Source organism: Leisingera sp. ANG-M7 (genome assembly GCF_000813965.1).
In the GTDB taxonomy this organism is placed as follows: domain Bacteria; phylum Pseudomonadota; class Alphaproteobacteria; order Rhodobacterales; family Rhodobacteraceae; genus Leisingera.
This window is the reverse complement of the sequence record NZ_JWLI01000001.1, coordinates 635,845-662,716: the sequence shown is the minus strand read 5'-3', so window position 1 is coordinate 662,716 and position 26,872 is coordinate 635,845. Positions and strand designations below refer to the sequence as shown.

General features: G+C 64.0%; 28 protein-coding genes. 9 read left to right on the top strand and 19 right to left on the bottom strand.

From position 1 onward, the window contains the following. Positions 1-62: 62 nt before the first annotated feature. The 12 genes from glpD to metG form a co-directional block, all read right to left on the bottom strand. Positions 63-1,640, bottom strand: coding sequence for a glycerol-3-phosphate dehydrogenase (glpD, locus tag RA26_RS03335; protein WP_039179657.1), 1,578 nt, complete (start codon positions 1,638-1,640; stop codon positions 63-65). Then, positions 1,633-2,418, bottom strand: coding sequence for a DeoR/GlpR family DNA-binding transcription regulator (locus RA26_RS03330; RefSeq protein WP_039179654.1), 786 nt, complete (start codon positions 2,416-2,418; stop codon positions 1,633-1,635). Before RA26_RS03330 ends, glpD begins: the two co-directional genes overlap by 8 nt. A gap of 140 nt (positions 2,419-2,558) precedes the next feature. Next, positions 2,559-3,638 (bottom strand): DUF1513 domain-containing protein, encoded by a 1,080-nt coding sequence (locus RA26_RS03325; protein WP_039179652.1) that lies wholly within the window; start codon positions 3,636-3,638, stop codon positions 2,559-2,561. Positions 3,639-3,653: 15 nt separating this feature from the next. Next, the gene (locus RA26_RS03320) at positions 3,654-4,649 is read right to left on the bottom strand and encodes an imelysin family protein (RefSeq protein WP_039179650.1); all 996 of its coding nucleotides are present in this window, start codon (positions 4,647-4,649) and stop codon (positions 3,654-3,656) included. Then, the gene (locus RA26_RS03315) at positions 4,649-6,178 is read right to left on the bottom strand and encodes a di-heme oxidoreductase family protein (RefSeq protein WP_039179648.1); all 1,530 of its coding nucleotides are present in this window, start codon (positions 6,176-6,178) and stop codon (positions 4,649-4,651) included. The genes RA26_RS03320 and RA26_RS03315 overlap by 1 nt, the downstream gene beginning before the upstream one ends. Further along, complete coding sequence (bfr, locus tag RA26_RS03310; protein ID WP_039179644.1) at positions 6,168-6,656, bottom strand: bacterioferritin; 489 nt, start codon at positions 6,654-6,656, stop codon at positions 6,168-6,170. Before bfr ends, RA26_RS03315 begins: the two co-directional genes overlap by 11 nt. Next, a complete protein-coding gene (locus tag RA26_RS22310; protein WP_082015741.1) occupies positions 6,604-6,897 on the bottom strand; it encodes a (2Fe-2S)-binding protein in 294 nt (97 codons plus the stop codon). The genes bfr and RA26_RS22310 overlap by 53 nt, the downstream gene beginning before the upstream one ends. Positions 6,898-7,091: 194 nt before the next feature. Then, on the bottom strand, positions 7,092-8,360 hold the full coding sequence (locus RA26_RS03305; protein WP_039179641.1) for an imelysin family protein: 1,269 nt from the start codon (positions 8,358-8,360) through the stop codon (positions 7,092-7,094). Positions 8,361-8,388: 28 nt separating this feature from the next. Then, a complete protein-coding gene (locus tag RA26_RS03300; RefSeq protein ID WP_039179639.1) occupies positions 8,389-8,868 on the bottom strand; it encodes a hypothetical protein in 480 nt (159 codons plus the stop codon). Then, positions 8,865-9,035, bottom strand: a complete 171-nt coding sequence (gene hemP / locus RA26_RS22305; RefSeq protein WP_019297511.1) for a hemin uptake protein HemP — start codon at positions 9,033-9,035, stop codon at positions 8,865-8,867. The genes RA26_RS03300 and hemP overlap by 4 nt, the downstream gene beginning before the upstream one ends. Next, positions 9,032-9,199 carry a hypothetical protein gene (locus RA26_RS22900; protein WP_193747577.1) on the bottom strand — a complete coding sequence of 56 codons (168 nt, stop codon included), beginning with the start codon at positions 9,197-9,199 and terminating at the stop codon, positions 9,032-9,034. The genes hemP and RA26_RS22900 overlap by 4 nt, the downstream gene beginning before the upstream one ends. Positions 9,200-9,402: 203 nt before the next feature. Then, positions 9,403-11,121 (bottom strand): methionine--tRNA ligase, encoded by a 1,719-nt coding sequence (metG, locus tag RA26_RS03295; protein ID WP_193747576.1) that lies wholly within the window; start codon positions 11,119-11,121, stop codon positions 9,403-9,405. Positions 11,122-11,355: 234 nt separating this feature from the next. Between metG and RA26_RS03290 the strand changes: the two genes are divergently transcribed. Together RA26_RS03290 and RA26_RS03285 are read left to right on the top strand one after the other, a co-directional pair. Beyond that, positions 11,356-12,108 (top strand): OB-fold-containig protein, encoded by a 753-nt coding sequence (locus RA26_RS03290; RefSeq protein ID WP_039179633.1) that lies wholly within the window; start codon positions 11,356-11,358, stop codon positions 12,106-12,108. Positions 12,109-12,182: 74 nt separating this feature from the next. Next, on the top strand, positions 12,183-13,949 hold the full coding sequence (locus RA26_RS03285; protein ID WP_039179630.1) for a flotillin family protein: 1,767 nt from the start codon (positions 12,183-12,185) through the stop codon (positions 13,947-13,949). A 92-nt stretch (positions 13,950-14,041) separates the two neighbouring features. Here RA26_RS03285 and RA26_RS03280 read toward each other — a convergent pair whose 3' ends face one another. From RA26_RS03280 to RA26_RS03260, 5 genes are all read right to left on the bottom strand, one after another. Next, positions 14,042-15,268 (bottom strand): MFS transporter, encoded by a 1,227-nt coding sequence (locus RA26_RS03280; protein ID WP_039179628.1) that lies wholly within the window; start codon positions 15,266-15,268, stop codon positions 14,042-14,044. A gap of 114 nt (positions 15,269-15,382) precedes the next feature. After that, complete coding sequence (locus tag RA26_RS03275; RefSeq protein ID WP_342586109.1) at positions 15,383-15,988, bottom strand: YceI family protein; 606 nt, start codon at positions 15,986-15,988, stop codon at positions 15,383-15,385. Positions 15,989-16,163: 175 nt separating this feature from the next. Continuing rightward, positions 16,164-16,886 (bottom strand): ImuA family protein, encoded by a 723-nt coding sequence (locus RA26_RS03270; RefSeq protein ID WP_039179625.1) that lies wholly within the window; start codon positions 16,884-16,886, stop codon positions 16,164-16,166. Positions 16,887-16,965: 79 nt separating this feature from the next. Beyond that, positions 16,966-17,367 (bottom strand): rhodanese-like domain-containing protein, encoded by a 402-nt coding sequence (locus tag RA26_RS03265; protein WP_039179623.1) that lies wholly within the window; start codon positions 17,365-17,367, stop codon positions 16,966-16,968. A 75-nt stretch (positions 17,368-17,442) separates the two neighbouring features. Further along, complete coding sequence (locus RA26_RS03260) at positions 17,443-17,868, bottom strand: rhodanese-like domain-containing protein (RefSeq protein WP_052272291.1); 426 nt, start codon at positions 17,866-17,868, stop codon at positions 17,443-17,445. Between the two features lie 164 nt (positions 17,869-18,032). On the opposite strand from RA26_RS03260, the gene RA26_RS03255 reads away from it, so the two are divergent. Next, a complete protein-coding gene (locus RA26_RS03255; protein ID WP_039179619.1) occupies positions 18,033-19,076 on the top strand; it encodes an aldo/keto reductase in 1,044 nt (347 codons plus the stop codon). A gap of 215 nt (positions 19,077-19,291) precedes the next feature. Here RA26_RS03255 and RA26_RS03250 read toward each other — a convergent pair whose 3' ends face one another. Beyond that, entirely contained in the window at positions 19,292-20,275 is a 984-nt protein-coding gene (locus RA26_RS03250) for a GlxA family transcriptional regulator (protein ID WP_039179618.1), read from the bottom strand. A 132-nt stretch (positions 20,276-20,407) separates the two neighbouring features. On the opposite strand from RA26_RS03250, the gene RA26_RS03245 reads away from it, so the two are divergent. The 3 genes from RA26_RS03245 to RA26_RS03235 all read left to right on the top strand — a co-directional run bounded on the left by RA26_RS03245 (position 20,408) and on the right by RA26_RS03235 (position 23,658). Further along, positions 20,408-21,325, top strand: coding sequence for a 3-keto-5-aminohexanoate cleavage protein (locus tag RA26_RS03245; RefSeq protein ID WP_039179614.1), 918 nt, complete (start codon positions 20,408-20,410; stop codon positions 21,323-21,325). Between the two features lie 87 nt (positions 21,326-21,412). Beyond that, complete coding sequence (locus RA26_RS03240; RefSeq protein WP_039179603.1) at positions 21,413-22,888, top strand: carnitine 3-dehydrogenase; 1,476 nt, start codon at positions 21,413-21,415, stop codon at positions 22,886-22,888. An 11-nt stretch (positions 22,889-22,899) separates the two neighbouring features. Continuing rightward, positions 22,900-23,658, top strand: coding sequence for an SDR family oxidoreductase (locus RA26_RS03235; protein WP_193747581.1), 759 nt, complete (start codon positions 22,900-22,902; stop codon positions 23,656-23,658). Between the two features lie 124 nt (positions 23,659-23,782). Here RA26_RS03235 and RA26_RS03230 read toward each other — a convergent pair whose 3' ends face one another. Beyond that, a complete protein-coding gene (locus RA26_RS03230) occupies positions 23,783-24,643 on the bottom strand; it encodes a helix-turn-helix domain-containing protein (protein WP_039179593.1) in 861 nt (286 codons plus the stop codon). 114 nt (positions 24,644-24,757) lie between these two features. On the opposite strand from RA26_RS03230, the gene RA26_RS03225 reads away from it, so the two are divergent. The 3 genes from RA26_RS03225 to RA26_RS03215 are packed head-to-tail and all read left to right on the top strand — an operon-like array spanning position 24,758 to position 26,792. Next, complete coding sequence (locus RA26_RS03225; protein WP_039179592.1) at positions 24,758-24,964, top strand: DUF2061 domain-containing protein; 207 nt, start codon at positions 24,758-24,760, stop codon at positions 24,962-24,964. Next, complete coding sequence (locus RA26_RS03220) at positions 24,957-25,871, top strand: fatty acid desaturase (protein ID WP_039179589.1); 915 nt, start codon at positions 24,957-24,959, stop codon at positions 25,869-25,871. The genes RA26_RS03225 and RA26_RS03220 overlap by 8 nt, the downstream gene beginning before the upstream one ends. Before the next feature lie 18 nt (positions 25,872-25,889). Further along, complete coding sequence (locus tag RA26_RS03215) at positions 25,890-26,792, top strand: EamA family transporter (RefSeq protein WP_039179587.1); 903 nt, start codon at positions 25,890-25,892, stop codon at positions 26,790-26,792. The last annotated feature ends 80 nt before the right edge of the window (positions 26,793-26,872 follow it).

Genomic DNA, 26,872 nt, shown 5'->3' with positions numbered 1-26,872 from the left:
AACTTTCGCCCGGCCGGCAGGCCGGGCCGCGCCTCAGCTCGCGTTTGCACGCCCCCTTTGCGTTATGCCGCGAGCTGTGACGCTTTTCCTTGAATATAGGCATCCACCGCCGCGCGCTGGGCTGCATCCAGCCGCAGCCCCAGCTTGGTCCGCCGCCACAGGTAGTCATCGCCTGTTCGCACCCACTCGCGGCCAATCGCCCAGTCCAGTTCCCGCGCTGTGATGGTGGCGCCGAAGTCTTGCCCCAGATCAGCGGCAGACTTGGCATCGTCCAGCACTTCCCAGGCCTCAGAGCCATAAGCGCGGATCAGGCGGCGGGTTCCGTAGGGAGACAGGAACGGATAGTCCGCTGCGAGTTTGCCTTGCAGCTTTTCCACATCCGCCACCGCAAAATCACCGCCGGGCAGGGCAATGCCTGCGGTCCAGTCCGCGGGCAGCTGGGGGAACACTTCGCCGATCTTTGCCAGCGCGGCCTCCGCCAGCTTGCGATAGGTGGTGATCTTGCCGCCGAAGACATTCAGGAGAGGCGCCTGGGCCTGATCCAGTGTCAGCACATATTCGCGGGTGGCCGCGGTGGCAGAGCTGGCACCGTCGTCATAGAGCGGGCGCACGCCGGAGTAGGTCCAGACGATATCGTCACGGCTCAGCGGCTGATTGAAGTACCCGGACGCGAAATCAATCAGATAGTCCTGCTCGGCTGCGGTGCATTCCGGTGCGGTCTCCGGATCCGGATGATCGGCGTCGGTGGTGCCGATCAGGGTGAAATCCTCTTCATAGGGAATGGCAAAAATGATCCGCCCGTCGGTGCCTTGGAAGAAATAGCAGCGGCCGTGGTCGAACAGTTTCGGCACCACGATATGGCTGCCGCGCACCAGCCGGACGTTTTCGCGGCTGTTCTGGCCCAGTTTCTGGTGCAGCACGTCGGCAACCCATGGCCCGCCTGCATTGACCAGCATTTTCGCGCGGCGCTGTTGGGTGTCGCCGCTGGCCTGATCCTGCAGGGTGATCACCCAGTGATCAGCGTGGCGCTCGGCGGACAGCACCTTAGTTCGGGTCAGAATCTCGGCGCCGCGGGCCTGTGCGTCGCGGGCGTTCAGTACCACCAGACGGGCATCCTCGATCCAGCAGTCGGAGTATTCAAAGGCGGTCTTGAACTTGTCCTTCAGGGGGCGGCCCGCCGGGTCGGCGGCCAGGTCCAGTTTCGCTGTGCCGGGCAGAATGCCGCGTTTGCCCAGGCTGTCATACAGGAACAGTCCCAGACGGATCAGCCAGGCCGGGCGGCGACCCTTCATCCATGGCATGAAGGTTGTGAGCAGCTTGGAGGTCGGTGTATCGCTGTCGAACCGCATGTCCTTGTGAAACGGCAGCACGAACCGCATCGGCCAGGAGATATGCGGCATCGCCTTCAAGAGCACCTCGCGCTCAATCAGCGCTTCGCGCACCAGCCGGAATTCGAAGTACTCCAGATAGCGCAAGCCCCCGTGGAACAGCTTTGTCGAAGCGGAGGAGGTGGCGGAGGCGAGGTCATTCATCTCAGCCAGTGTCACCGACAGGCCGCGGCCGGCGGCGTCGCGGGCGATGCCGCAGCCGTTGATGCCGCCGCCGATGATGACAAGATCCGTTACAGGGGTGTCAGTCATTTTCGCTGCTTTCGTTTTGTCCTGCGGTCAGGATTCGTGTGCCTGCCGCCTGCGCGGCCTCGGCGAATTCCGGGGGAACCGGCCGGTCGGTGATCACCACGTCCAGATCGTGAACGTCGCAGATCCGCACCGGGGCGGAGCGGTCGAACTTGCTGCCGTCGCAGACCAGAACCTTTTGACGAGCGTTCTTCAGGATCGCGCGGGCGACTGAAACCTCGCGGGCGTCATGGTCCATCACCGCGCCGTCGGCATCCAGCGCCGAGGCGCCGATGACGGCGAAATCCACCTTGTAGCGGGAGAAAAAGTCCACCGCGTCTTGGCCGGTGATGGCACCGTCGCTTTGCCGCACAGTACCGCCGGCTAGGATCAGCTCTTTGGCCTGTCCGCCTATCATCATGTTGATAATGTTTATGTTGTTGGACATAACCGTCAATCCGCTGTGGCTGGACAGCGCCCGGGCAACCTGTTCGGTGGAGGTGCCGATGTTGAGCGAAAGCGAGCAATTGTCGGGGATCAGCTCTGCCGCCAGAGCGGCCATAGCCAGTTTGTTGCCTGCGTTCAGCTTGCGCCGGTCCTCGTAGCCCTGGCTGGCGGCGGAGCTTACACGAACGGCGCCCCCATGCACGCGGGACAGCGCGCGGCGGGCCGACAGGTCGCGCAGGTCTGCGCGCACGGTCTGCAAGGATACGCCGAAGCGGCGGGATAGATCCTCAACCTCGACCCGGTCCTGCCGGTTCAGGAGGGACACGATTTCGTTCTGACGGCTTGCTGCATCCATTTGCTTTCCTTTCGCTGCGAATCTGTAGCGTATCGCGCGCGAAGAGTCATCATTCGTTTTCGTATTGGTTTCGAAGGTGGTTAAAACGAAAAGGGCGCGCCGTTGCGGGCGCGCCTCAGAAGTGCCAAAATACAAGTGTGTCAGAAGAGCGGGATCAGGTGGTTGTCCCAGGCCAGATCCGCCCGGTTCAGCACATGGTGCCCGGTGTCCGAAACGGCAAAGAACTGACCGGTTCCGGTACTGGCGGTGAACCCTCCTGCGGCGGCGGCCAGCCCGCAGACGTCGCTCATCCTGTGTTCCCGCAGCAGCGTGCCGCCGACAGTGTCCATCGCCTGCAGCACGCCGCCGCGCGGGGAGGTGACGCCGACCTGGCTGCCGTCGGCGGAAAACGCGATAGAGCCGCCGTAGCCCTGCATGTTCAGCACCCGCGCGTCGTCCTCGGCCAGCAGGAAGGGGGCGCTGCCGGGTATGTGTAGGCCCGCGGTAGGGACTTGCTCGCCCAGATCTCCCTGCCACTGCATGGCAAAGCCCACGGTGCCATCCGCGCGCATAGCCAAGTGCCGGATCGAGTTCAGGTGCAATTCCTGCGGCAGTTCCATCTGGTCCTGCAGTTGACCCTCGAAGCTCAGATAGCTGAGGTTCGGGCGCATGTCGGCAAGGTTCAGCTTGGCGCGGCCGCTGTCGGGATGGGTCTCAATGCCACCATTGGCCACCACCAAGCCCGGCGCATCGCGGCGCAAAAGCATATCGTGCGGTCCTATTCCGCCGGAGGAGAATGCTGCGATACGGCGGTAACCGTTTGCGGCGTCCCAGACACCAATCACACCGCGGGCGTTTTCATAGTCGTTCTCGGTGGTGAAAAGGCGGCTGCCATCCGGGGAGAAGGTGCCGTGGCCATAGAAGTGATGGCCGGCAGGCGGTTCCAGCCGCGCCAGAGCGGTGCCGGTCTGGCAGTCTATCACATCGGCAAAGCGGCCCGGGCGGCGGGCGAAGGCAACGGCTTCCGGGCGGGAGGGATGCGCGGCTGCTGCGTGGCCGCGGTCCGGCAGCGGGTGGCGGAACAGGATTTGTCCTGTCCCGGTGAGGCCCGCCAGCAGAAAGGCGCCGTTGGTATTCTTGCCCGCCGACAGGAAGGCCGGGCTGCCGGCACTGGCCCAGCTGGCCTGCGGGGCGAGGGTGGAGGCCATCAGGCCTGCCAGAAATCCGCGGCGGGAGGTCATGGCGGGTCCTTTCCGTTAGTCGCCGTCGAGCGAATTGAAACCTGCCGCCACGCCGAGAGCCGGGCCAAGGCGTTCAGAGACAATCACGCGAAGGTCTTTCACTTGCTGGCGCAGCGCCTCGATACGGATGCGGGTGGCGGGGTCGGCAACGCCCGCAAAAATCGGGTCGTCCAGTGCTTCGGCGCGGCTGCGGACCATACCGAAACCCTGTGCAAGGTCCGCCTTTAACCCGGCCTCATCCTGCGCCAGGGCCAATGCCAGTGGTTCCATCGCGTTCAGCGACACCAGAACATGGCGCAGGCTGCGCCCGGAGCGGTGAGCCTCGGCTCGGGCGGGCCGGGGTTTGTCAAAAGTGCCAAGGGGGCGGCCCAGGCGCATATCATCCAGCACCTGAAGGCCGGTGGTCAGCGCCTTCAGCAGCTCCTGCGTGATTTCTTCCTCGCTGCGGTAGCGGGTCCCGGGTGCGCGCAATTCCGCGGCGTAGTTTTCGTCCCAGTCCGTGGCAATGGCCTGCGCGGTGGCGGCAATGTCAATGCCGATGGCGCGGGTCAGAGCGCAGCGGTAGTCTGCGTTGCCGGTTGCGGACAGGTCCGGATCATACAGCAAATACTCCAGCGCATAGAAGCCGCGGGAGGCGATGGAGTAGCTGGCGAAAACGGAAGGGTCGCTGACCCCTGCATCCTCGCTGCGGATCAGATTGCCAAGCGCCTTGGGAGTCTTGTTGCGGCTGTCGGGCCAGAACGCCAGTGCAAAGGCGCGGCTGTCCGTTTCCGTCGGGCCAAAGCGGTAGTGGCTGGCGGAGATCCAGGCGTCGAAGGCTTCGCTGTAGGCGGAGCGAAGGGCCTCGGACTGCGGTGCGCAATCGGCCATTGCCGTGTCCGCCAGCGCTGCCGCATCTGCTGCCAGCTCGGTGAAAGCAGGGACGATCAACTGGTCGGTAATGCTGCTGGAGAGGTCCGAGGCGGCGACAGGCGCAGCCGCCAGAATCAGGGTCAGGGTAATGGCGCGCATCAGAGGCTCTCCAGGAAAGAAATCAGGGCGGCACGGTCCTGCGGCGGCAGTTTCACAACGCGGGTTTTGGCCGCTTCCGCTTCGCCACCGTGCCATAGGATGGCCTCCAGCAGGGTGCGGGCACGGCCGTCGTGCAGGAAGGTCGCGCGCGGCGAGACCTGCTGCGTCAGGCCAATGCCCCAGAGCGGTGCGGTGCGCCATTCGCGGCCTGTGGCGCGGCCCTCAGGGCGGTTGTCGGCGAGGCCTTCGCCCATGTCGTGCAGCAAGAGATCGCTGTAGGGCCAGATCAGCTGAAAGCTCTGCTCCCGCCGGTCTGCCAGCCGGTGTGTCACGTATTTCGGCACATGGCAGGAAGTACAGCCTGAGTCGTAAAACATCTGTTTTCCGCGCAGAACTTGCGGGTCCCCTGGAGTGCGGCGGGCAGGTACGCCGAGGTTGCGGCTGTAGAAGGTGACCAGATCCATGTTGGGCTGGTCGATCTCGGTTTCACGGGAATCACCGCCGCCGTGCGGGACGGATTGGCAGGCGGTCTGCAGATCCGTGCACTCGCCGGCATGGGCCGGAAACAACGGAGTGGAGATGCCGATGTCTCCGGAAAACGCACCCGCGGACTGCTCATGCACGGTTGGGGAACCTGCCTTTAGCCCGAAGCGGCCCAGCATGATCTGGCGGAACTCCCGCGACCAGACAAGATTGGCACGGCCCGAGATGCCGTCGCCGTCAGCATCATTCTCATCCGCGTGGGCAAGGATGTCGGCGGCGGGGATCGCCTCCAATAGGCCGAGGCCGATCATCGGCGGCGCAACTCGGGGGGACAGCATGGCACCCTCCGCCAGAGGGCCATAGCCGAGGCTGGCCGCGGTATAGCTGGGACGCCGCAGGGTGGCGGTCTCACCGCCGTTCAGGGCAACCACGATTTCCTCATACTCCACCTGCAGCCTGTATTCCGGGGCGATGCCGGGGGCGGAAAAGTCCTGCAGCTGGCGGCCATACTGCGGGTCCGGGGCAGTGCCGATGTAGTCCGTAATCTCCTGCAGCTCCGGCGGCACAGGGCCGGGGGTGGAGACGCGCAGGAACATCGAAGTGGAGGCATAATCCGGCTGCTCCGGCACATGGCCCCGCCCGTCCTTCAGGTGGCAGCGCTGGCAGGAGCGGGCGTTGTACAAAGGGCCGAGGCCATCAGAGGCCAGGGTAGAGGCAGGCGAAAATACCCAGATCTTCTTGAACAGCCCGTTGCCCAGCTTGAATTCCAGCTCCTGCTCAAAGCTGAGGTTGGCGGAATGCTGCGAGAAGGCCTCGTCATCCGGACGGGCGCGCACGGTGGCAGCCCCTGCCGGAAGGTCTTCAAACGGCTCAGGCGCCGAGAAGTCCGTGGCGGGCGCAACTGCACCGGCAATCCGGGCGCGTTCGGCATCAGTGCGGGGCAGGAGGGAGAGGTGCGGTTCTGCCTGGTACCGGCTGGCCAGATCCAGCGCCGCAAGGGGGCTGGCCGCCGCAAGTGCGGCGGCCAGAGCAATATTAGTCTTCAACCTCGGCCATCTTGGTGGCGTTGAGCTGGGCATAGTTTTCGGCACCGATCCGGTCATGCAGTTCAAGCTGCGTTTCGAGGAAGTCGATATGGCCTTCTTCATCCGCCATCAGATCTTCAAACAGCTTCTGGGTGACGTAGTCGCCCGCCTTGTTGCAGGCGTCGCGGGCTTCCTTGTAGAGCGCGCGGGCGTCCACTTCGGCGGCAAGGTCGCATTCGAGGGTTTCTTTGGGGGTCTGGCCGATCCGCAGCGGGTCAAGCTTTTGCAGGTTCGGGTGGCCGCCCAGGAACAAAATCCTTTCAATCAATTTATCCGCGTGCTGCATCTCCTCGATGCTTTCCTCGCGGCTTTTCTTGGCCATGCTGCCCAGGCCCCAATCGTCCTGCAGCCGGTAATGCAGCCAGTACTGGCTGACCGCCGTCAGCTCATGCCGCAGAGCCTTGTTCAGATAGTCGATAACCTTGGCGTCGCCCTTCATTATTCTTCTCCCGAATTGATCCAGCGCGTAAATTCGCAAGCTGCGCAGGTACTTCCAGCTTACTGCTTGCGTGCATGGTGTCGAGGAAAAGGGGCATGCAACCACCGCAATCGGCGGATTTTCCCAGCGCGTGATAGATCTTGCCGGGGGTGATTATCGTTTCAGGGTCGGCGCTTCGCATCCAGTCGATGGCGGCGCGGATGTCGTGGTCCGAGATCTGTGTGCAGTGGCAAACGATCATGCTGCCTGCGTCCTTGCCTGCTGGCCGCAAAGGCCAAGTGATTCCGTTGGGAAGATATATCCGACAAAATTACTGAGGATTCAAGGAGTATCCAGAGTGAAATACTAGGGAATTGGCGGGTGTCTGCTGACAACGCAGGAAGGGCCGCGGAAAATGCGGCCCTTCTCAGATGTGTTTCTGTGGTTTGAATACGCTCAGTTGAAGACGGCCGAGGGGTTGTCCAGGCTGTCGGAGCCTTCGATGGCAACACCGTCCAGTTTGAGGGTGGAAACCACACGCTCGATCGAGCGGGTCTGATCAATCAGCCCGTTGACGCCGCCCATCACCAGCGCTTCGCCGGCCACATTGCCCTGCGCCAGCATCTGGTCATAGGAGAAACCAGCCTCAGCGGCGGTCTTGATGCGGCCAAGCGCCAGCATTGTGGTGGACAGCTTGCCGCGCATCTCTGCGTCCAGATCCGCGTCCTTGGCGGTCACCAGATCCGACAGGGAGGGGCCGGACATCAGTTCGCCGTTCACCCGCACGTATTCGCCGAGATAGACGTTCTGCACACCCAGCCCGTCATAGTAGTGGCTGTTGTGGGTGTTGTCGGAGAAGCAGTCGTGCTCTTCCTCGGGGTCGTTCAGCATCAAGCCAAGGCGCATCCGCTCGCCCGCCTGCTCGCCATAAGACAGCGAGCCCATACCGGTCAGCATGGCGGTGATGCCTGCGTCCTCATCTGCCAGCAGCGCGGTGCGGGCATCGCCGGACTCGCCCCATTGCGCGGTGATCCATTCCAGATCAGATATCAGCAGCTCGGTGGCCGCCTGCAGGTACGCGCCGCGGCGGTCGCAGTTGCCGCCGGTGCAGGCGTCGCCCGTGGCATAGTCGGTCCAGGGCCGGTCGCCTGCGCCGTGTTCTGTCCCCTTCAGGTCCTGACCCCAAAGCAGGAATTCGATGGCGTGGTAGCCGGTGGCGACGTTGGCCTCGACCCCGTCAGCCTCATGCAGGGCGCCTTCCAGCAGTTCCGGGGTGATTTTGGCAGCGTCGATTACTTTGCCCGACAGCTCAAAGCTGGGGTTGGCGATCACGTTCAGCGCCGCCAGGGTGTTCTCGTCACTCGGCCCGCCATAAGACGCGTCGACATAATCGATCAGGCCTTCGTCCAGCGGCCAGGCGTTCACTTTGCCTTCCCAGTCGTCGACGATGGCATTGCCGAACCGGAACACCTCGGATTGCTGATAGGGAACGCGGGCCGCGATCCAGGCGGCGCGGGCGGCCTCAAGATTCTCAGAGGACGGTTCAGCGACCAGCGCGTCGACGGCGGCTTTCAGCACCTGCGCGGTAGCCAGGCTGTCCTGATACTTGGCTTCGGCGATATTTGCATAGTTGGTCAGCACCGCGGCCTTTTCAGCAGCCAGGGCAGCAGTGGAGCCAACGGCGAGACCGGCGAGGGCAGTGCCCGCGAGAAAAACAGCTTTCATCAGCTAAGTCCTTTGATTTGTTCTGTGTTCAATGAAGTGTGGCAGAGGAGGGCCGGGCCGGAAGCACGGGCGGCCGCAGCCCCATGATCTGCTGCATCAGCAACCCGCAGTCTGAGGCAAGCTGTGCCAGCTCCGGTGCCTTGCGCGGGGTGACGATCAGCGACGCAAGCACATGGGCGTCGTCCTGCTGGCCTTCCGCGGCTGAGGCCAGCAGGTTGGCAAAGCAGTTTTCATCCGCGCCCAGGCAGTTGCAGGTCATACCGTGGCGCACCAGCGGGCGGCGGCCATGGGCAGCGCAGAAATTGCACAAGTAACCAAAGGCCTCAAAGGCGGCCCCGGCAAGTTCCGGACCGAAGTTCACCTCAAAATCACGGCGCATCTGCTCGCGGGTTTCATCGCCGGAGAACCAATGGCGCAGGTAGATAACCGCGCCGGCCTCCAGCGGCGGCAACTCCGACAGGGTGCCGACGGTCACGCCGCCGCGGGGATGGGATGCGCCGCCGTTCATTTGGTCAGGATCAGCTTGCCTGCGCGGGTGATGCGCAGGGAATAGATCTGCCCGTTCAAAAGGATACGGGCCTGGGTGCCGCCGCGGGTCAGGTCCTCGGCGTGGTAGGTCGGGAACACCTCGGCGGTGGCCTCAGTGGGGACAGGTTTGGAAGTAATCTGGTTCATGACGTGCGCCCATTACTGAATTCCGCCCTGTCCAGAAGCCATTCCAGACAAAAACCGGACAGCGCGCCGGACGGCGCAAAGACCTGCGGCCACAGCTGGCGCATGTCCTCAGCGTCCGGTTCCTTGATGTCAGGGCCGCTGGGGCGGCGCGCACTGGTCGGCATGGGGGCGATCTCGGTTGATTGAATGTCACTCGGGCTCGCCTGATCCGAGTCAGGCTGGCTGGAATGCTGTATTCCTGATTTATTTACTCACCTATGTCAACCTGAGTTTTTTAGTCGGAAATAAGTTTTGCGTTGTGGCAATGGGATGGCAAACAAAAAGGCCGCCCAGCGGGCGGCCTCTGTCTCAGTTAAAGTCTGGTGCGTCAGGCGCGGGTGCCGGAGAAGCGTTCCTGCCATTCTTCGCGCTGTTCGTCGGTGATCTTGGCGAACAGCACCTCCGGCACGGTAAAGGCGTGGCCTGCGGGCAGAGCAGACAGGGCTGCCGCCGCATCGTCCGGCCAGCTGCGGTCCTCCGTGTTCAGCGCTGCCATCAGCGTGTCGCTGGCCTGCGGGATGAAGGGGGCAGACAGCACCGCGTAAAGCCGGATCAGATTGAGGCCCAGACGCACCTGCGCGGCGGCGCGCTCGGGGTCTTCCTTAAACACCGACCAGGGGGCGGCGGATTGCAGATATTCATTGCCGGCAACCCAGATTGCCCGCAGCTCCTGCGCCGATTTGCGCACCTCCATTGCTTCCATATGGCCTTCATAGGCGCGGATGCGGGTGGTGAGTTCGGCAATCAGTGCCTGTTCCTGCTCACCGTATTCGCCAGCCGAGGGTACTTCCTCGCCGAACTTGGAACGGCAGAACTTGGTGATGCGGCTGACAAAGTTGCCCAGCACGTCCGCCAGGTCCTTGTTCACCGACTGCTGGAAGTTCTCCCAGGTGAACTCAGAGTCGCTGCTTTCGGGTGCATGGCTCAGCAGCCACCAGCGCCAGTAATCCGCGGGCAGGATTTCCAGCGCCTGATCCATGAAGACGCCGCGGCCCTGCGAAGTGGAGAACTGACCGCCGTCGTAGTTCAGGTAGTTGAAAGACTTCAGGTGGTCGACCATCTTCCACGGCTCGCCGGAACCCAGAATGGTGGCTGGGAACGACAGGGTGTGGAAGGGAACATTGTCCTTGCCCATGAACTGGACGTATTTGACGTCCTCGGCGCCCTTGTCGGTGCGCCACCAGCGCTGCCAGTCGGCGTCGGACTTGCCGTTGGCATCAGCCCATTCGCGAGAGGCCGCGATATATTCGATCGGTGCGTCGAACCAGACGTAGAAGACCTTGCCTTCCATGCCCGGCCAGTCCTCACCGCCTTTCTTGACCGGCACGCCCCAGTCAAGGTCGCGGGTGATGCCGCGGTCCTGCAGCCCGTCGCCGTCATGCAGCCACTTCTTGGCAATCGAGGTCGTCAGGACCGGCCAGTCTTTCTTGCTGTCAATCCAGGCGTCTAGCTGGTCCTTCAACTGCGACTGGCACAGATACAGGTGCTTGGTCTCGCGCACTTCCAGGTCGGTGGAGCCGGAGACGGCAGAGCGCGGATTGATCAGGTCGGTCGGGTCCAGCTGCTTGGTGCATTCCTCGCATTGGTCGCCGCGGGCCTTTTCATAGCCGCAGTTGGGGCAGGTGCCTTCGATATACCGGTCGGGCAGGAAGCGGCCGTCGGCGTTGGAGTAGACCTGTTTTTCGGTCACTTCGCGGATCAGCCCCGCCTCAGCCAGTTTGCCTGCGAAATGCTGGGTCAGCGCGTGGTTCTGCGGGCTGGAAGACCGGCCGAAGTGATCGAACGACAGGGCAAAGCCTTTGGCGATCTCTGCTTGGATCTCATGCATTGCAGCGCAGTATTCCGCCACCGGCTGGTTGGCCTTGGCCGCGGCCAGTTCCGCCGGGGTGCCGTGTTCATCTGTGGCGCAGAGGAACATCACCTCATTGCCGCGTCCGCGCTGGAACCGGGCATAAAGGTCGGCCGGCAGCTGGCTGCCCACCAGGTTGCCCAGATGCTTGATCCCGTTGATGTAGGGGATTGCCGAAGTGATCAGAATGCGTGCCATGCCATCCATCCAGGTAATACGTCAAAGGCCCGTCTAACGCATGGCGCAGGCGGCGGGAACCCCGCCAGCAGAATTCGCTGGAAATAAGAGGCGTGCGTGCAGTTCATGCTTGAACTGCAATCCGGGCTGGCGCACTCAGGAGTTGTGAAACTCTATCTTAAGCCCTTGAAAGCTCACAAGAGCGTTACCATATGATTTGTATACCACGGCATACATTTGAAAGGCATTCCATAGGTGTTCGACTTCCTGCTTGATGGTGCGTTTGCGCCGTTTTCCCTTGCGCTCGCCCTGCTGGGCGGTCTGGCGGTTCTGGAACTTGCGGCTTTGCTGCTTGGCGGCAGTCTGGTCGGCGCTGATGGCGAAGCGGGGCTTGACGCGGCTGACGGTGCAGAGATCGGCGGGTTCCCGGATATTGGCGACCTGGGCGCAGATGCCGCCGCGGACGCTTTGGGTGATCTTGGAGACATCGACCTCGCGGAAATCGACGGGGCAGAAGCGCCAGGCAATGCCGGGGCTGCAGATGCTTCCGGCAGCCTGGCATCCTGGCTGGGCCTGGGGCGGATGCCGGCGCTGATCTGGCTGGCAGCATTGCTGATGGGCTTCGGCCTGAGCGGCATCGGCTTGCAGATGGTGCTGAAGTCCTATTTGGGTTCTGCCGCACCTGCCTGGATGGCGGGACTGCCCGCGGGTGCCTTTGGTCTGTGGTTTGCACGCGCCTTTGGCGGGATCTTTGCCAGGGCCTTGCCGCAAACCGAGACAGAGGCGCTGTCGGAGCGCAGCCTGGGCCGCCGCCGGGGGGTGATCACCCAGGGAACCGCTGCCGCAGGGCGCCCGGCCGAGGTACGCGTCATGGATGGCTACGGCAACGCTCATTACCTGCGCGCCGAACCCTTCGCTGCAGGCGAGGAACTGGCCCAGGGCACCGAGGTGCTGGTGATGCGCGACCGCCGCAAGGACCGCTTTGTGCTGATCGCACTGTCTGAATAATCCGCCGGACTGGTTCGTCCGGTTCACAGAAACCAACAAACACTGAAATCCTATTATCCAAGGAGGTATTCCGCATGGAATTTCAATTCATGCTCATTGTGGTGGTGAGCGCTCTTGTCTTTCTTCTGGTCTTCGGCCTGGTTCTGGGCCGGCTTTACAAACGGTCGTCCCGTGAGATCAGCCTGGTGCGGACCGGGGCCAACGGAAAGAAGGTCATCATGGATGGCGGCGTGCTGGTGGTGCCGCTGCTGCATGAGGTGAGCCCGGTCAACATGAAGACTCTGCGTCTTGAGGTGCAGCGCAACAATGACGGCGCGCTGATCACCAAAGACCGGATGCGCGTTGATGTCGGCGTCGAATTCTATGTCTCCGTCATGGCGACGGTTGAGGGCATTGCCCGCGCCGCGCAGACACTGGGTGACCGCACGTTCGACGTGGAGCAGCTGCGCGAGATGATCGAGGGCAAGCTGGTTGACGGCCTGCGGGCTGTGGCGGCGCAGATGACCATGGACGGGCTGCACGAAAACCGTGCCGACTTCGTGCAGGAGGTGCAGAATGCCGTGTCCGAGGACCTTCTGAAGAACGGCCTGTCGCTGGAATCCGTCTCGCTGACTGCGCTGGACCAGACCCCGTTTGAGGCACTGGATGAGAACAACGCCTTTAACGCGGTGGGCATGCGCAAGCTGGCTGAGGTGATTGCCACCTCCAAAAAGGAGCGCGCGCAGATTGACGCTGAGGCCGAGGTTGCGGTGCGCCGTGCGGCGATGGAGGCGGAGCGCCAGCGCTTGGCCATCGAACAGGACGAAGAGCAGGCCAAGATCGAGCAGGCCAAGCAGGTCGAGACCATGAAGGCGGCGCAGGAGGCAGAGATCGCACAGCGGCGCGAGGACTCAATGCGTGAGACTGAACGCGCCCGGATTGCTCGTGAAGAGGCCATCCGTTCGGCGGACATCGCCCGCGAAGCCAAGATCCGCGATGCCGAGATCGCCAAGGAACGCGCGGTCCGCGAGGCGGAGATTGCCAAGGAACGCGAACTGGAAGTGGCTGAACAGGAGCGCCAGATCATCATCGCGCAGAAGTCCGAGGAAGAAAGCCGCGCGCGAGCGTCCGCAGACTTGGCCAGGGCCGAAGCAACCAAGGCAACCGAAGCGGTGGCAACCGCCCGCCAGGTGGCCGAGGCCGAGCGTTTGAAGCAAATCACGCTGATTGAAGCCACCCGAGAGGCCGAGCGCCAGGCAACCGGCATCCGCCTGGCTGCGCAGGCCGAGAAAGAAGCCGCCGCCGACCGCGCCGAAGCCCGCCGCGAGGAAGCTCAGGCTGAGGCCGACGCCTTGAACATCCGGGCCGAGGCCAAGAAGAACGACATGCTGGCTGAGGCAGAAGGCAAGCGGGCTATTGTTGACGCGGAAAACGCCCTGTCGGGTGAACTGATCCGGATGAAGGTCGACCTGGCCCGGATTGAGGCGATGCCTGCGATCATCTGCGAGATGGTGAAGCCGGCAGAGAAGATCGACTCGATTAAGATTCACCAGGTCAGCGGCATCGGCGCCGGTGCGCCCTATACCGCCGCAGGTGCCGGGGCTGGCGCAGAGAAGCCGGTGGTGAACCAGGCGCTGGATTCGATCATGGGCATGGCAGTTCAGATGCCTGCGCTGAAGAAGCTGGGCGAGGAGCTGGGCTTGTCGATGGAAAACGGTGTCAGCGGCGTCGCCAGCCAAGCGCTGGGTGTTGAGGCCGATGAAGTCGAAGCCGCAGACTTGCCGTTGCTGAATGGCGCCGCGGCTGAACCAGCGGCAGAAGTGGCGGCTGAAACAGCAGAAACCGCCGCGTCTCAAGGCTGACCGGCAGCAGCCTGCAGGAACAAAGAGGCCGGAGTTTTCCGGCCTCTTTTTTATGTGTAAGCAGATCCTTAAAGGGTCATATATGCTGCCCTTTATTTCCGCCCCTCGCGCGAGCGTTTCAGCAGACGCCCGACGGTGAAGGAAGTGCGCGGTGAATAGACGTAGCTGGTGCGCTCCTCCGGCACCGGGCGGGCGCGCATCCGGTTGAGACCGAAGGCGATCAGCAGCAGATGGCCGCAGGCGACATAGGCAAACAGAGCCGCCGGCCCGAAACTGTCGATCAGTGCCGAGGAGACATAGGGCGAGGCGATGGCGCCAAGCGCGTACCAGAACATCAGCGCTGCGGACAGCTCGACCCGTTCGGCGGAGGTGGCAAAGTCGTTGGCGTGGGCGGCAGAGACCGAGAAGATCGGGAAGGTGGTGAAGCCGAAGAACCCGGCTGCCAGCATCACGCCCAGGGTGCCGGTGCCGCTGGCGGCCATGGTGATGCCGCAGCTGAGGATGGCGATGCCGGACAGCCAGATCAACACCCAGCGGCGGTCGTATTTGTCGGCCAGCCAGCCCATCGGGTATTGCGCCAGTGCGCCGCCAAGGACGAATGAAGCGAGGAAGAAGGCGATCTGGCCGATTTCCAGTCCGACCTCCTGGCCATAGACCGGGCCGACCATCCGGAAGGAGGCGGAGCTGAGCGCCGAGACAATCACGCCTGCCACTGCCAGCGGTGAACAGCGCCATGCCAGTTTGGGGCGCAACCTGGGGGCGTCGGGGGTTTCCGGCTGGCTGGCCTTGGTCAGCGTGAGCGGCAGCAGGGCCGCACAGCACACCACGGCCAGCAGATTATACGAGATGTAAACCGCTGGCGGCAGCACCGCGATGATCAGCTGCGCCGCCAGCGATGCACTCATGTCGGCAATACGGTAGGTGCCCATGGCACGGCCGCGGTTTTCATTGGTGACCTTGGCGTTCAGCCAGGCCTCGATCACCGTATAGGCGCCGGCCACGCAAAGGCCGGAAGCGATCCGCATCGCGGCCCAGGCATAGGGGTTTTCCGTCAGCGTGTGGCCCAAGAGGCCCATTGCCCCCAGTGCGGTGCAGACCGCAAAGGCGCGGGAATGGCCGACATTGCCCATCAGCCGCGGCGCCCACCAGCAGCCGATAAAGAAGCCGAAGAAATGGGCCGAGCCGAGGAGGCCGATCTGCTCCTTGGTGAAGTTGAGCGTCAGGCCGGAGATCGCATCGAGCGGGCCGACGCCTCCCGTGGACAGCTGCAGCAGGATGACGGAGAGGAACAGGGCGGCAAAGGAGACGATCAGGCGCATAACGTTGCGACCATGACAGGCTGACGCAGCATTGCCAGCCGGTTTCCGCCAAAGCCATGTCGTATTTCTGCGCGGCGGTGTTTTTCGGCACCTGCACAGATGCCGGGCCGGGGCTCAGCCGGTGCGGCGGATGCGGGCCTCGATGGCGAGGCGGACGCGGTCGGCAACCAGATCCGCATAACCGGTGGCGCCGAAGGCGGCGCGGCTGAGCTGGCCCGACAGCTGCACGTCTAGTTCGCTGAGATCATCCGGGGCGCTGCCGGGGCGGCGGTAGAGCGCAGCCTGCAGGGTCAGAGGGCGGGTGGTCCCGCGCAGGGTAAGCTCTCCCTCGATCGCGGCACCGCCTGAGATCCGCCCGTCCGGCCCTAGCCGGACACGGGTGGAGCGGAAGCGGATTTGCGGATGGCGGGCAGTGTTGAGGACACCGGGGCTTTTCAGCGCTTCGGTGGCAAAGACCAGCCCGGTGCGGGCGCGGCGGGCGTCGAGCGTGATATCGGCCTGACTGCGGGCCAGGCTCTTCGGGTCGATGCGGATGCGGGCCTTGGAGACCGGAATGCGCCCGTGCTGCGGCTGGCCGCTGAGCATGAAAGTGAACCGCACATCGGTGGCCTCTGGCACCAGCTGGTATGCCAGGGGCGCTGCATGCAGGCCTTGCGGCGCCAGCATCACAGCGCTGAGGCCGGCGAGCAGTTTGCGCCGCTGCAGTCCGTTTATGTCCAATTTTGGTTTCCTTTGCCGGTGCGTGGTGCAGGCAGAGTGTAGCCGGATCTGCCGGAGAGGGCTGCTCACTTTCGCGCGTGCCGCCGTGAAACGCGGCAAAACGAGGGCGCTCCCGCTGGGCTGCGGCTTCTGGCAAAGCCTCTGCCTGTTGGGCCCGGTGCTGGACCCAATGCCGCTAGGGCACCGCTGGCGCAACCAGCGGCGGCTGCGGTTGCGGGAGAGCCCGGGAAGCCGCAGGGCGTGCGGCTTGCTGGCGGTCAGTGCCAGTCGGCAGCGGGGCGGCCAGCAGAGAACCGCCCGTGCAGGCCCGGGTGATTTGCCAGCTGCGGGGCGGCAGGGTGCGGGCGCGCAGGCGCTGCAAGGTCCAGCACAGGCGGCTGCCCGCCGGGCTACTGCCGGGCAGGCTGCTGGAGGGGCAGGGCGCATGGGTCAGGTGCCAGCGGCTTTCGATGCCCTGGGCGCCGCCATGGCCCGGGGTCAGCAGCAGGCCCAGCGGCGCCGGGCCGAAGCTGCCGCCAGCCTCTGCCGCCAGATGCAGCCGCCGCACCGGGGTCATGGCGGGCGGCTCTGCCAGCTCTGCCACCACCAGCGGTGCGCCGCCGCGCAGGGCGTCTTCCATCGCCCAGAGCAGATCCTCTGTCCGGGCGGTTTGCACGAACAGGAACCGGGCCGGGCTGGCATAATCCGCTATCCCGTCCGGATTCAGCGGTCTGCCGGCCTGGGGTTGGGACAGCCACAGCACGGGTCCTTGGGCCGCTGCCGCCAGCCACAGCGCAAAACTGTGGCGGGCGGGGCCGCAGGCCTCATGCACGCGGGCCAGTTCCAGTGCGACCCCCTCTGTCAGGGGCAGCGCCGGGCGGGGCTTGTGGCGGCGGCGGGCAAGCAGGTGAGTCGGCATGCTGTAACATTAGCATGTTCGTGATTTGTTCTCAATTGCGCGAAGGGGCGCGCCGCGCCTTGACTCCGCGCCGCGGGCCTCAGCCCTCGCGCGGGACCACCGGACCGCCCTGCTTGGCCCATTCGGTAAAGCCGCCCTCCAGATGCACCACCGGTTTCAGCCCCATCTCCATCGCCGCCCGGGCGCTGAGGGCAGAGCGCCAGGCACTGGCGCAGTAGAACACGTAGGTCTTGTCCTGATTGAAGACCGGTTTGTGATAGGGACTGTCCGGGTCGATCCAGAATTCCAGCATGCCGCGCGGACAGGAAAACGCACCGGGGATCATGCCGCTGCGCTGCAATTCGCGGATGTCGCGCAGGTCGATGAAAACGAAGTTCTCGTCCAGCACCTTCTGCTTGGCCTCCCCGACGCTCATAGTCTCGACGAGGCTGTTTGCCTCCGCCAGCAGCGTCTTGACGCCCTTGGTGATCTGTTGCGGCATTCTCTGCTCTCCCGGAGTAATAACGGGAGACAGGCTGCAGAGTTTTACACCCGGGTGCAAGCGGCTGGGCGCGGTTCAATGAACCTGGTGCTGATCAAACGCGGCTATGCAGCCGCCGCCGGAGAGCCAGGCATCCATCCCGCCTTCCAAAAAGAAAACTTTCTGCAAGCCCATATGCCGGGCGCTTTGAGCGGCCTGGGGCGCGTGCAGGCCATCACCGCAGCAGAAAACAAACACCTTCCTATTGGCAGGCGCGGTGCCGCTGATGGGGCTGTCGGGATCAATCCACAGATCCATAAGCCCATGGGGGCAGGGAAAGGCCCCGGGAATGAGACCGGTTCTTTTCATTTCCCACGTCATACGCAGGTCAACAAAGACAGCTTCGCCGCGGCCATGCAGCCTGCGAGCTTCTGCAAGCGGCAACTGCGACGGAGGCGCTTCAGCTTCGGTTGCGGGAGCACTGCCGTTTTCAAACACTGTAATCGTCATCAGCCACTCCATGTTTATCAATTTGCGGCAAATTTGAGTGTATCATATTTTACTCGAATCGCTTTCTGGTTGTTCTTGAATGGTTAATGCCGGTCCGGCGGCAGGCTGCAGCCGCTTGCACTTGCCGTCCTGCCGGTTAGGGTCGCGGGCAGATCCGCAGCAGGGGAGCGCGCAAGATGAAGATGAACCCGTTGGGCCGCACCGGCATGAAGGTGTCCGAACTGTGCCTGGGCACGATGACCTTTGGCACTCAGACGCCGGAAGACGAGGCGCATGCGCAGATCGACATGGCGCTGGCTCATGGCGTGAACTTTGTCGACACCGCCGAAATGTACCCGGTGAACCCGGTCAGCGCAGAGACATTGGGCAACAGCGAGCGCATCATCGGCAACTGGAACGAAAAGACAGGACGGCGCGGCGACTATATCCTGGCAACCAAGCATTCCGGCGAGGGGATGAAACATGTGCGCGACGGGGCGCCGATTTCCTCCAGAACCATCGCGCCCACCATCGAAGCCTCGCTGAAGCGGCTGAAGACGGATTACATCGACCTCTACCAGTTCCACTGGCCAAACCGGGGCAGCTACATGTTCCGGCAGAACTGGAGTTATGACCCCTCCGGCCAGAACCGCGAAGAGACGCTGGCCAACATGGAGGACTGCCTGGAGGCGCTTCAGCGCGAGGTGGAGCGTGGCACCATACGCGCCTTTGGCCTGTCCAATGAGAGCGCTTGGGGCACCGTGCAATGGCTGCGGCTGGCGGAGGAGAAGGGCTGGCCGCGAGTGGCCTCGATCCAGAACGAATATTCACTGGTCTGCCGGATGTATGACACCGACCTGGCGGAGCTGAGCGTCAATGAGGACGTCGGCCTGATGGCATTTTCGCCGCTGGGCACCGGACTGCTGACCGGGAAATACCAGGACGGGGCGGTGCCGGAAGGCTCGCGCAAATCGATCAACCCGGAGCTGGGCGGGCGCCACAGCCCGCGGGTCTATGATGCGGTCGCGGCCTATCTGGAGATCGCAAAACGCCACGGACTGGACCCGGTGCATATGGCGCTGGCTTGGTGCCGCATGCGGCCGTTCATGGCCTCAGCGATCTTCGGTGCGACCCGTCTGGCGCAGCTGGAGCATTTGCTGAAATCAGTGGAGCTGGAGCTGAACCAGCAGGTGCTGGAGGAGATCAACGCCGCCCACCGGATGCATCCGATGCCTTACTGATCCTTGGGGCAGAGGCGCTCCCGCCCGGCCTGCGGGCATTGAGTGCCCTGGGACGGTTGGGCCGGGCGCTGCTGCGCAGCGCGGAAGGTTTTGCTAAGAGGCGCTTCAGGGGCAGGCCTGCCCCTGAAGCGCCTTTGCAAGAGTATTCAAGGGCTGCGCGTCAAGGGTGAACGGTGCTGCGCACCGCCGCTCTGAGGCCCTTGACCCGCGAAGTGTTAGTGCGCCGTTGGCCGGGCCTGTTCCTGGCGCAGGTCGCGGGCGGAGGTGCCATGCGCGGTGCGGAAGGCACGGGCGAAGCTCGATTGCGAGGTGAAGCCGGTGGCGATAGCCACATCCATCAGCGGCATCGTGGTGTCGGTAACCAGACGGCGGGCCTCTGCCAGGCGCAGCTGCAGGTAGTGATCCTGCGGCGTGGTGTTGAGCTTGAGCCGGAACTGCTGCTGCAGGCTGCGCGGGCTGGTGCCGAGTGTCTCGGCGATCTGGGCCAGAGGCAGCGGTTCATCCAGGGAGGCTTCCATCAGCGCGTTGGCCTTGGCGGTGAGCGCACTGTGGCCGCGGTTGCCCAGACGGCTTTGCGGCCGCGGCAGGGCGGCAGGCCCATCGAACAGGAACAGTCCGGCCACGCGGGAGGCAAAGCCTGCGCCGTGGCGGGCGCTGATTATGTGCAGCATCATCTCGATTGCGGGCGTGGCGCCGCCGGAAGTCAGGCGCGCGTCAGACACGGTGAAGCGGTCATTGCGGGCATCTACCTCCGGGAACCGGGCGGAGAAGTTCTCGAGGTCTTCCCAGTGGGTTGTGGCGGGGTGGCCGTCCAGCAGGCCTGCCTCGGCCATCAGCCACGGCCCGCCGTCGATGCCGGCGATGGTGGCGCCACTGGCGGCGATGCGGCGCAGGCCTGCCAGCAGGCTGGGGGTGGCATGGCGCGCCAGCTGGAAGCCCGCGACGACAATCAGCAGCTCGCAGCCTTGCAGCCGGGCCAGCGGAAAGCTGGGCACGGTGAGGCCGCTGGTCAGCATCGGCGGCTCAGCCGTGGCGCTGACATAATCCCAATCAAAGGCGGCCCGCCCAGCCAGCCGGTTGGCGGCGCGCATCGGGTCCACTGCGGCGGCAAAGGACAGCGTGTTGCATTCGTCCAGAACCAGAACCGCTGTTTTCAGCGGCCGGTTCTCGGGCTGCAGGATGTTTTTTGCGGATTTCATCAACTTCGATTCGCCTGGTGTAAACTGTGCCGCAAAAGGCTGCGGCAGAGTCGTCTGCAACGCAAATCGGAATCTGGGGAGGAGCCTGGGGATAACCCGCGGCAAAACCCTGTACATCGAAGGGAAAAGAAAATGCCTCTGGAAATGAACCGGGACGTCTTCATCACCTGTGCTGTGACCGGCTCTGGCGGCACCCAGGATCGCAGCCCGCACGTGCCGCGCAGCCCCAAGCAAATCGCCGATAGTGCCATCGCTGCGGCCAAGGCCGGGGCCGCCGTGGTGCATTGCCACGTGCGCGATCCCGAGACCGGCGTGCCGTCGCGCCGCTTGGATCTGTACCGCGAAGTGACCGACCGGATCCGTAATACTGAGGTGGATGTGGTGTTGAACCTGACCGCGGGCATGGGCGGTGACATGGTGTTTGGAGACACCGAGAACCCGCTGCCGCTGAAGGAGGCGGGCACTGACATGGTTGGGGCGACCGAGCGGGTGGCCCATGTGGCAGAATGCCTGCCCGAGATCTGCACGCTGGACTGCGGCACAATGAACTTTGCCGAGGCCGATTACGTGATGACCAACACGCCGGGCATGCTGCGGGCGATGGGACAGATGATGACCGATCTGGGCGTGAAGCCGGAGATCGAGGCGTTTGATACCGGCCACCTGTGGTTCGCCAAGCAACTGGTCAAAGAGGGAATTCTGGAGCCGAACGCGCTGGTGCAGCTGTGCATGGGGGTGCCGTGGGGGGCGCCGGATGATCTGAATACCTTTATGGCGATGGTCAACAACGTGCCCGACGACTGGACCTTCTCGGCCTTTGCGCTGGGCCGCAACCAGATGGCCTATGCAGCGCAGTCGGTGCTGGCGGGCGGCAATGTGCGGGTTGGTCTGGAAGATAATCTGTGGCTCGACAAGGGCGTGCTGGCGGAGAACTGGCAGCTGGTTGAGCGGGCCAACACCATCGTGTCGAACATGGGCGCGCGGGTGATCGGCCCCGCCGAAGTGCGCGAGAAGCTGGGGCTGACCAAGCGCGCGCCGGTGGCGAAGTAAGCGGATTTTCGAGGGGGTGCCACGCGTGCACCCCCTGTACACCCCCTGTGCACCGGCGGGCGCACGGGGAGGGCGATCAGAGGATAGATCATGAAAACAGCAGCAATCATCGGCGGCGGGGTTATCGGCGGCGGCTGGGGCGCGCGGTTCCTTCTGAACGGCTGGAACGTGCAGGTGTTCGACCCGGACCCGGAAGCGGAACGCAAAATCGGCGAAGTGCTGGCCAACGCCCGCCGCTCGCTGCCCGGCCTGGGCAACGTGGCGCTTCCTGCAGAGGGCAGCCTGACCTTCCATGAGACCATTGCGGAAGCGGTGAAGGGCGCCGAATGGATCCAGGAGAGCGTGCCGGAGCGGCTGGACCTGAAGCAGAAAGTCTATGCAGAGCTGCAGGCGCATTGCGCGCCGGATGCAGTGATCGGCTCCTCCACTTCCGGCTTCAAGCCGTCGCAGCTGCAGGACGGGCGCGAGAACCCGGGCCAGATCGTGGTGGCGCATCCCTTCAACCCGGTCTACCTGCTGCCGCTGGCGGAGCTGGTCACGACAGAGGCCAACCCGGCGGGCGTCATCGACCGCGCCAAGGAGATCATAACTGCCATCGGTATGTATCCCCTGCATCTGAAGAAAGAGATCGACGCCCATGTGGCGGACCGTTTTCTGGAGGCGGTCTGGCGCGAGGCGCTGTGGCTGGTGAAGGACGGCATTGCCACTACCGAGGAGATCGACAACGCGATCCGTTACGGCTTTGGCATCCGCTGGGCGCAGATGGGGCTGTTTGAGACCTACCGGGTGGCCGGCGGTGAAGCGGGCATGAAGCATTTCATGGCGCAGTTCGGGCCTTGCCTCAGCTGGCCCTGGACCAAGCTGATGGATGTGCCGGAATTCACTGATGAGCTGGTCGACCTGATCGCAGGCCAGTCGGACGAACAGTCCGGCCAGTATTCTATCCGCGAGCTGGAGCGGCACCGGGACGACAACCTGGTCGGAATGATGCGGGCGCTGGGCAACAACAACTGGGGCGCGGGCGCGCTGCAGAACACCCATGACCTGAAGCGCGAGGGTGAGGCCGGGCTGGTGCGCGCGATGGACGGTTTGGAAGACCTGAGCCAGCCGGTGCTGACCCAGACCCGCGTGGTGCCGCTGGATTGGACCGACTACAACGGCCATATGACCGAGAGCCGCTATCTGGACGCGTTCGCGCAATCCACTGACCGGCTGATGATGATCATCGGCTGCGATGCGGAGTATATCGCCAACGGCGGCAGCTACTTCACCGCCGAGACTCATATCCGCCATATCGACGAGGTGCATGCGGGCGACCCGATCCAGGTGCGCACCCGGGTGATCATGGGGGCAGGCAAGAAGATGCATCTGTGGCACGAGATGTTCTGTGGCGAGCGGCTGCTGGCGACCGGTGAGCATATGCTGCTGCATGTGGACCTGAAGACCCGCCGCTCCGCCCCGCCTGCACCGCATATCGAGGCCAATCTGGTCAAGCTGGCAGAGGCCCATGCTTCGCTGCCTGCGCCAGAGGGGCTGGGCCGCGCCATTGGTGCGCCGCGGTGAGCGCTGAAGGGATGCGCCGGGTTCTGGTTACCGCCGGCGGGTCTGGAATTGGCCGGGCCATGGCGGAGGGCTTTGCCGCCGCCGGGTTTCAGGTCTGGGTCACGGATGTCAGCGCGGTTGCGCTGGCAGACGTGCCGGAGGGCTGGCGCAAGACGGCGGTGGATGCCACCGATGAGGCGGGCGTTAAAGCGCTGTTTGCGGAGATCTCTGAAACCTGGGGCGGGCTGGATGTGCTCTGTGCCAATGCAGGCATCGCCGGGCCCACGGCGCTGATTGAGGACATCGCGCTGGAAGACTGGCGCAAATGTGTAAGCGTCAACCTGGAGGGCTGCTTTCTGGCTGCCAAATATGCGGCACCTTTGATGAAGGCCGCCAAGGCCGGGTCTATCGTCGTGACGTCCTCTACTGCCGGGCAGTACGGCTACCCGAACCGGGCGCCTTATTGTTCCGCCAAATGGGCTGTCATCGGCCTGATGAAGACACTGGCGATGGAGCTGGGACCGTTTGGCATCCGTGCCAATGTGATCTGTCCCGGCGCGGTGGAAGGGCCGCGGATGGAGGGCGTGCTGGAACGCGAGGCCGCGGCCAAGGGCATGACCCGGGATGAGGTCTATGCGGGCTATGCTTCCGGCACCTCGATGGGGCGGTTTGTCGAGGCCAGCGACATTGCCAATATGGCGGTGTTTCTAGGGTCGGATGCGGCGCGGCTGGTGTCGGGGCAGGTGATTGCCGTCGACGGCCATACGGAGAACCCGGATCCCAAGGTCTGAGGTTTGAGCGGTGGGTGGAACCGCCCACCCTACTGAAAACTGTTCCGCCCGGCCTGCCGTGCCGGGCGCCGCCCTTAGTGGCATTGCGGTGCAGGGAGGGCAATTTGCCCGCCAGCTAGGCGTGTCAGGAAATCGCCGCCCGGAGCGCGCGCAGCCGTCCGGGCAATTGCCGCGCGGTGATGTCGGCCTCGCGCACCAGATTGTCGAAATGGCTGGTGAATGTGGCGATCCGCTCCTTGTCGCGAAAGGCCATGTAATGGGTGCCTGCGTAGAACACGCAGAGGAGCGGGCCGAAGATGGTGATTGGTGACGAATAAAGCCGCTTGGCGTCGAACAGGTAGATGCGCAGCCGGGGGTAGAGCTGCTCGCAGAGGCGCTCGAACTGGTCCAGCTGCTCCAGCCGGATCTCCAGCGGCAGGCCCTCGTAGTAGCCAACCGCGTGAGCGAAACTGTCGAGCTCATAAAGCGGCAGGGCGATTTCGTAATCGGAGGGCGACTGGCGCATCCAGGTGAGCCGGTCCTCGGAGGCGCCGATGGCCTGGCCTGCGGTGCGGCCCAGGTGCGGGGCGTATTCCCATTCCAGCAGCGCCCGGGTTTTCAGCATGTCAGGCAGCGCGGCGGGGACGTGGCGGATCTTGTAGCCCTCGGCCTCCTGGTGCCAGTCGAAGATGCGTTCATCCACCAGCGCGCGCGGGGCCTCAGACAGGGTGAGGCTGGAGGCCAGCAGTTCGGCGGCGCTCTCGGGGCGGTCAGACAGGCTGAGGAGCCAGTCGGCGGAGACCCCCAGGGCGCCTGCGCAGGCGCCGACCACATGGGCGTTCGGCAGCCGCGCGCCCTCATCCGTCAGTAGCTGCGAGATTGTGGAGCGGTCAACGCCGATGGCGCGGGCCAGGGCGCTTTGGCTGAGGCCGCTGTCGCGCAGGGCCTTGTTCAGCCTTTGGCGGAACTGCTCTGCGCGCACCCGTTTGTCGATATTTTCTATCATGCGTTTTGAAATATCACGAATGGTGGATTTTGTTAACTGCATTCGGAATTCTGCACAGTCTGCGACTGGGGTAGTTTGGAAACAAGCACTTAGCAAAGACTTTCAGGAGGCAGGATGGAAACGCGCAGGCGCTCCATAGTTAAGGCTGTGATCTGGAACGCCCTTGGTCTGGCGACGATGACGCTGGTGGGGCTGGTTGCCACCGGGTCGGTCAAGGCGGGCGGGATGATGGCGCTGGTCAATACTGGCATCGGGTTCACGGTCTATCTTTTCTACGAACGCGCCTGGGCCAAGATCAGCTGGGGGCGCAGCCATGTCTGAGCGCTGCAGCGAATACATGCCGCGGGGTGTGGAATGGGGCACGTTGGGGCTGATCCTGGGCTGTTACGGCGGCTGGCTGGGGGTGCTGTGGCTGTTGCCGCAGGTCAGCCTGGTACTGACGGTGCTGGCGCTGGGCGTGATGGCGGCGCTGCATTCCTCGCTGACCCATGAGGCGCTGCACGGGCATCCGTTCCGCAGCCGCCGGCTGAACGAGGCGCTGATGTTCTTTCCGCTGAGCCTGGCGGTCCCATATGGCCGCTTCCGCGACACCCATCTGGCGCATCACGAGGATGAGGCGCTGACCGATCCCTACGATGATCCGGAGAGCAATTTTCAGGATCCGGCGGTCTGGGCGCGGCTGCCTGTCTGGCGCAGGACGCTCTTGCGGGTGAACAACACGCTGCTGGGCCGGGTGCTGCTGGGGCCGCTGATCGGGCAGATTTGTTTCATGGCGGGCGATTGGCGGCTGGCGCGCCGGGGCGAGCCGGGTATTGTCCGCGACTGGGGCTTGCACGCCGTTGGTCTGGTGGCGGTGGTCTGGGTGGTTCTGCAATCGCCGGCGCCCCTGTTGGCGGCACTTGCCGGGGCCTATCTTGGCCTTGGCCTGCTGAAAATCCGCACCTTCCTGGAGCACCGCGCGCATGAGACCGCGCGCGGCCGCACCGTGGTGATCGAGGACAGGGGGCCGTTGGCCTTTCTGTTCCTGAACAACAACCTGCACATCGTGCACCACATGCATCCGGGCGTGCCCTGGCATGCGCTGCCACGGCTCTACCGGTCGCGCCGGGAGGAGTTCCTGGCAGCCAATGACGGCTATATCTACCACAACTACCTGCAGATTTTCCGCAACTACCTGCTGCGGGCCAAGGACCCGGTGCCGCATCCGCTCTGGCAGCAGGGGGAATAAGGGCGCATAAGCGGGGGCATGTTTGCCTGGATCCCCGTTTCCATAGCTGCTGCCAGCTTTCAGACCGTGCGCTTCATGCTGCAGAAGGTCCTGAGCAGCGTGACGCTGTCGCCGGGCGGAGCCACCTTCGCCCGGTTTGTCTATTCCGCACCGTTCATCCTGGCCGGGCTGGCCGCCTACCTGATGGTGTCGGGGCGGAGCCTGCCGGAGCTGGGTGCGAAATTCTGGATGTTCGCAGCCATCGGCGGCACCGCGCAGATCCTGGCCACCGTCTGCGTGGTGGCCCTGTTCAAGCAGCGCAATTTTGCGGTCGGCATCACCTTCAAGAAGACCGAAGTGATCCAAACCGCTATCGTCGGGCTGGCGGTGCTGGGCGATCCGGTCAGCCTTGGCGGCTGGATTGCGATCCTGATCGGGCTGACGGCGGTGCTGGTGCTGTCCAAGACGCCGGATGCGGCAGGCCCCTGGTGGCGGCACCTGACCAACCGCGCGTCGCAGCTGGGGCTGGGGTCAGGGGTGCTGTTTGCCTTTTCCGCGGTCAGCTACCGCGGCGCGTCGCTGCAGCTGGCAGAGCTGGAGCCGGTGTTCCGCGCAGGCGTGACACTGGCGGCAGTGGTCAGCCTGCAGACGCTGTTCATGCTGGTGTGGCTGGGACTGCGGGAAAAAGGCGAGATCGCCCGGGTCTGGCAGGCGCGGAAGGTCGCGGTGTGGGTCGGGCTGACCAGCATGGGCGGATCGTTCTGCTGGTTCTGGGCCTTCACGCTGCAAAACGCCGCCTATGTGAAGGCAGTGGGGCAGGTGGAGCTTCTGCTGTCGCTGCTGGCGTCAGTGCTGTTCTTCAAGGAAAAGGTTACAGCCCGCGAACTGGCGGGCATGGGGCTGCTGATCGTGTCGATACTGGTGCTGGTGCTGGCCCTTTGAGGCGCCGCGCCTGCGCCAGGGCGGCCGGAATTATGTGAGAATTCCGGCTCGGAAAACACATGTTTTCCGGGACGTTTCCT

Bases quoted from the DNA above. Each gene is read 5' to 3' on its own strand.
- glpD (WP_039179657.1), bottom strand. From the start codon at position 1,640: ATGACTGACACCCCTGTAACGGATCTTGTCATCATCGGCGGCGGCATC.
- RA26_RS03330 (WP_039179654.1), bottom strand. From the start codon at position 2,418: ATGGATGCAGCAAGCCGTCAGAACGAAATCGTGTCCCTCCTGAACCGG.
- RA26_RS03325 (WP_039179652.1), bottom strand. From the start codon at position 3,638: ATGACCTCCCGCCGCGGATTTCTGGCAGGCCTGATGGCCTCCACCCTC.
- RA26_RS03320 (WP_039179650.1), bottom strand. From the start codon at position 4,649: ATGCGCGCCATTACCCTGACCCTGATTCTGGCGGCTGCGCCTGTCGCC.
- bfr (WP_039179644.1), bottom strand. From the start codon at position 6,656: ATGAAGGGCGACGCCAAGGTTATCGACTATCTGAACAAGGCTCTGCGG.
- RA26_RS22310 (WP_082015741.1), bottom strand. From the start codon at position 6,897: ATGATCGTTTGCCACTGCACACAGATCTCGGACCACGACATCCGCGCC.
- RA26_RS03305 (WP_039179641.1), bottom strand. From the start codon at position 8,360: ATGAAAGCTGTTTTTCTCGCGGGCACTGCCCTCGCCGGTCTCGCCGTT.
- RA26_RS03300 (WP_039179639.1), bottom strand. From the start codon at position 8,868: ATGAACGGCGGCGCATCCCATCCCCGCGGCGGCGTGACCGTCGGCACC.
- hemP (WP_019297511.1), bottom strand. From the start codon at position 9,035: ATGAACCAGATTACTTCCAAACCTGTCCCCACTGAGGCCACCGCCGAG.
- RA26_RS22900 (WP_193747577.1), bottom strand. From the start codon at position 9,199: ATGCCGACCAGTGCGCGCCGCCCCAGCGGCCCTGACATCAAGGAACCG.
- metG (WP_193747576.1), bottom strand. From the start codon at position 11,121: ATGGCACGCATTCTGATCACTTCGGCAATCCCCTACATCAACGGGATC.
- RA26_RS03285 (WP_039179630.1), top strand. From the start codon at position 12,183: ATGGAATTTCAATTCATGCTCATTGTGGTGGTGAGCGCTCTTGTCTTT.
- RA26_RS03280 (WP_039179628.1), bottom strand. From the start codon at position 15,268: ATGCGCCTGATCGTCTCCTTTGCCGCCCTGTTCCTCTCCGTCATCCTG.
- RA26_RS03270 (WP_039179625.1), bottom strand. From the start codon at position 16,886: ATGCCGACTCACCTGCTTGCCCGCCGCCGCCACAAGCCCCGCCCGGCG.
- RA26_RS03265 (WP_039179623.1), bottom strand. From the start codon at position 17,367: ATGCCGCAACAGATCACCAAGGGCGTCAAGACGCTGCTGGCGGAGGCA.
- RA26_RS03260 (WP_052272291.1), bottom strand. From the start codon at position 17,868: ATGGAGTGGCTGATGACGATTACAGTGTTTGAAAACGGCAGTGCTCCC.
- RA26_RS03255 (WP_039179619.1), top strand. From the start codon at position 18,033: ATGAAGATGAACCCGTTGGGCCGCACCGGCATGAAGGTGTCCGAACTG.
- RA26_RS03250 (WP_039179618.1), bottom strand. From the start codon at position 20,275: ATGAAATCCGCAAAAAACATCCTGCAGCCCGAGAACCGGCCGCTGAAA.
- RA26_RS03245 (WP_039179614.1), top strand. From the start codon at position 20,408: ATGCCTCTGGAAATGAACCGGGACGTCTTCATCACCTGTGCTGTGACC.
- RA26_RS03235 (WP_193747581.1), top strand. From the start codon at position 22,900: ATGCGCCGGGTTCTGGTTACCGCCGGCGGGTCTGGAATTGGCCGGGCC.
- RA26_RS03230 (WP_039179593.1), bottom strand. From the start codon at position 24,643: ATGATAGAAAATATCGACAAACGGGTGCGCGCAGAGCAGTTCCGCCAA.
- RA26_RS03225 (WP_039179592.1), top strand. From the start codon at position 24,758: ATGGAAACGCGCAGGCGCTCCATAGTTAAGGCTGTGATCTGGAACGCC.
- RA26_RS03220 (WP_039179589.1), top strand. From the start codon at position 24,957: ATGTCTGAGCGCTGCAGCGAATACATGCCGCGGGGTGTGGAATGGGGC.
- RA26_RS03215 (WP_039179587.1), top strand. From the start codon at position 25,890: ATGTTTGCCTGGATCCCCGTTTCCATAGCTGCTGCCAGCTTTCAGACC.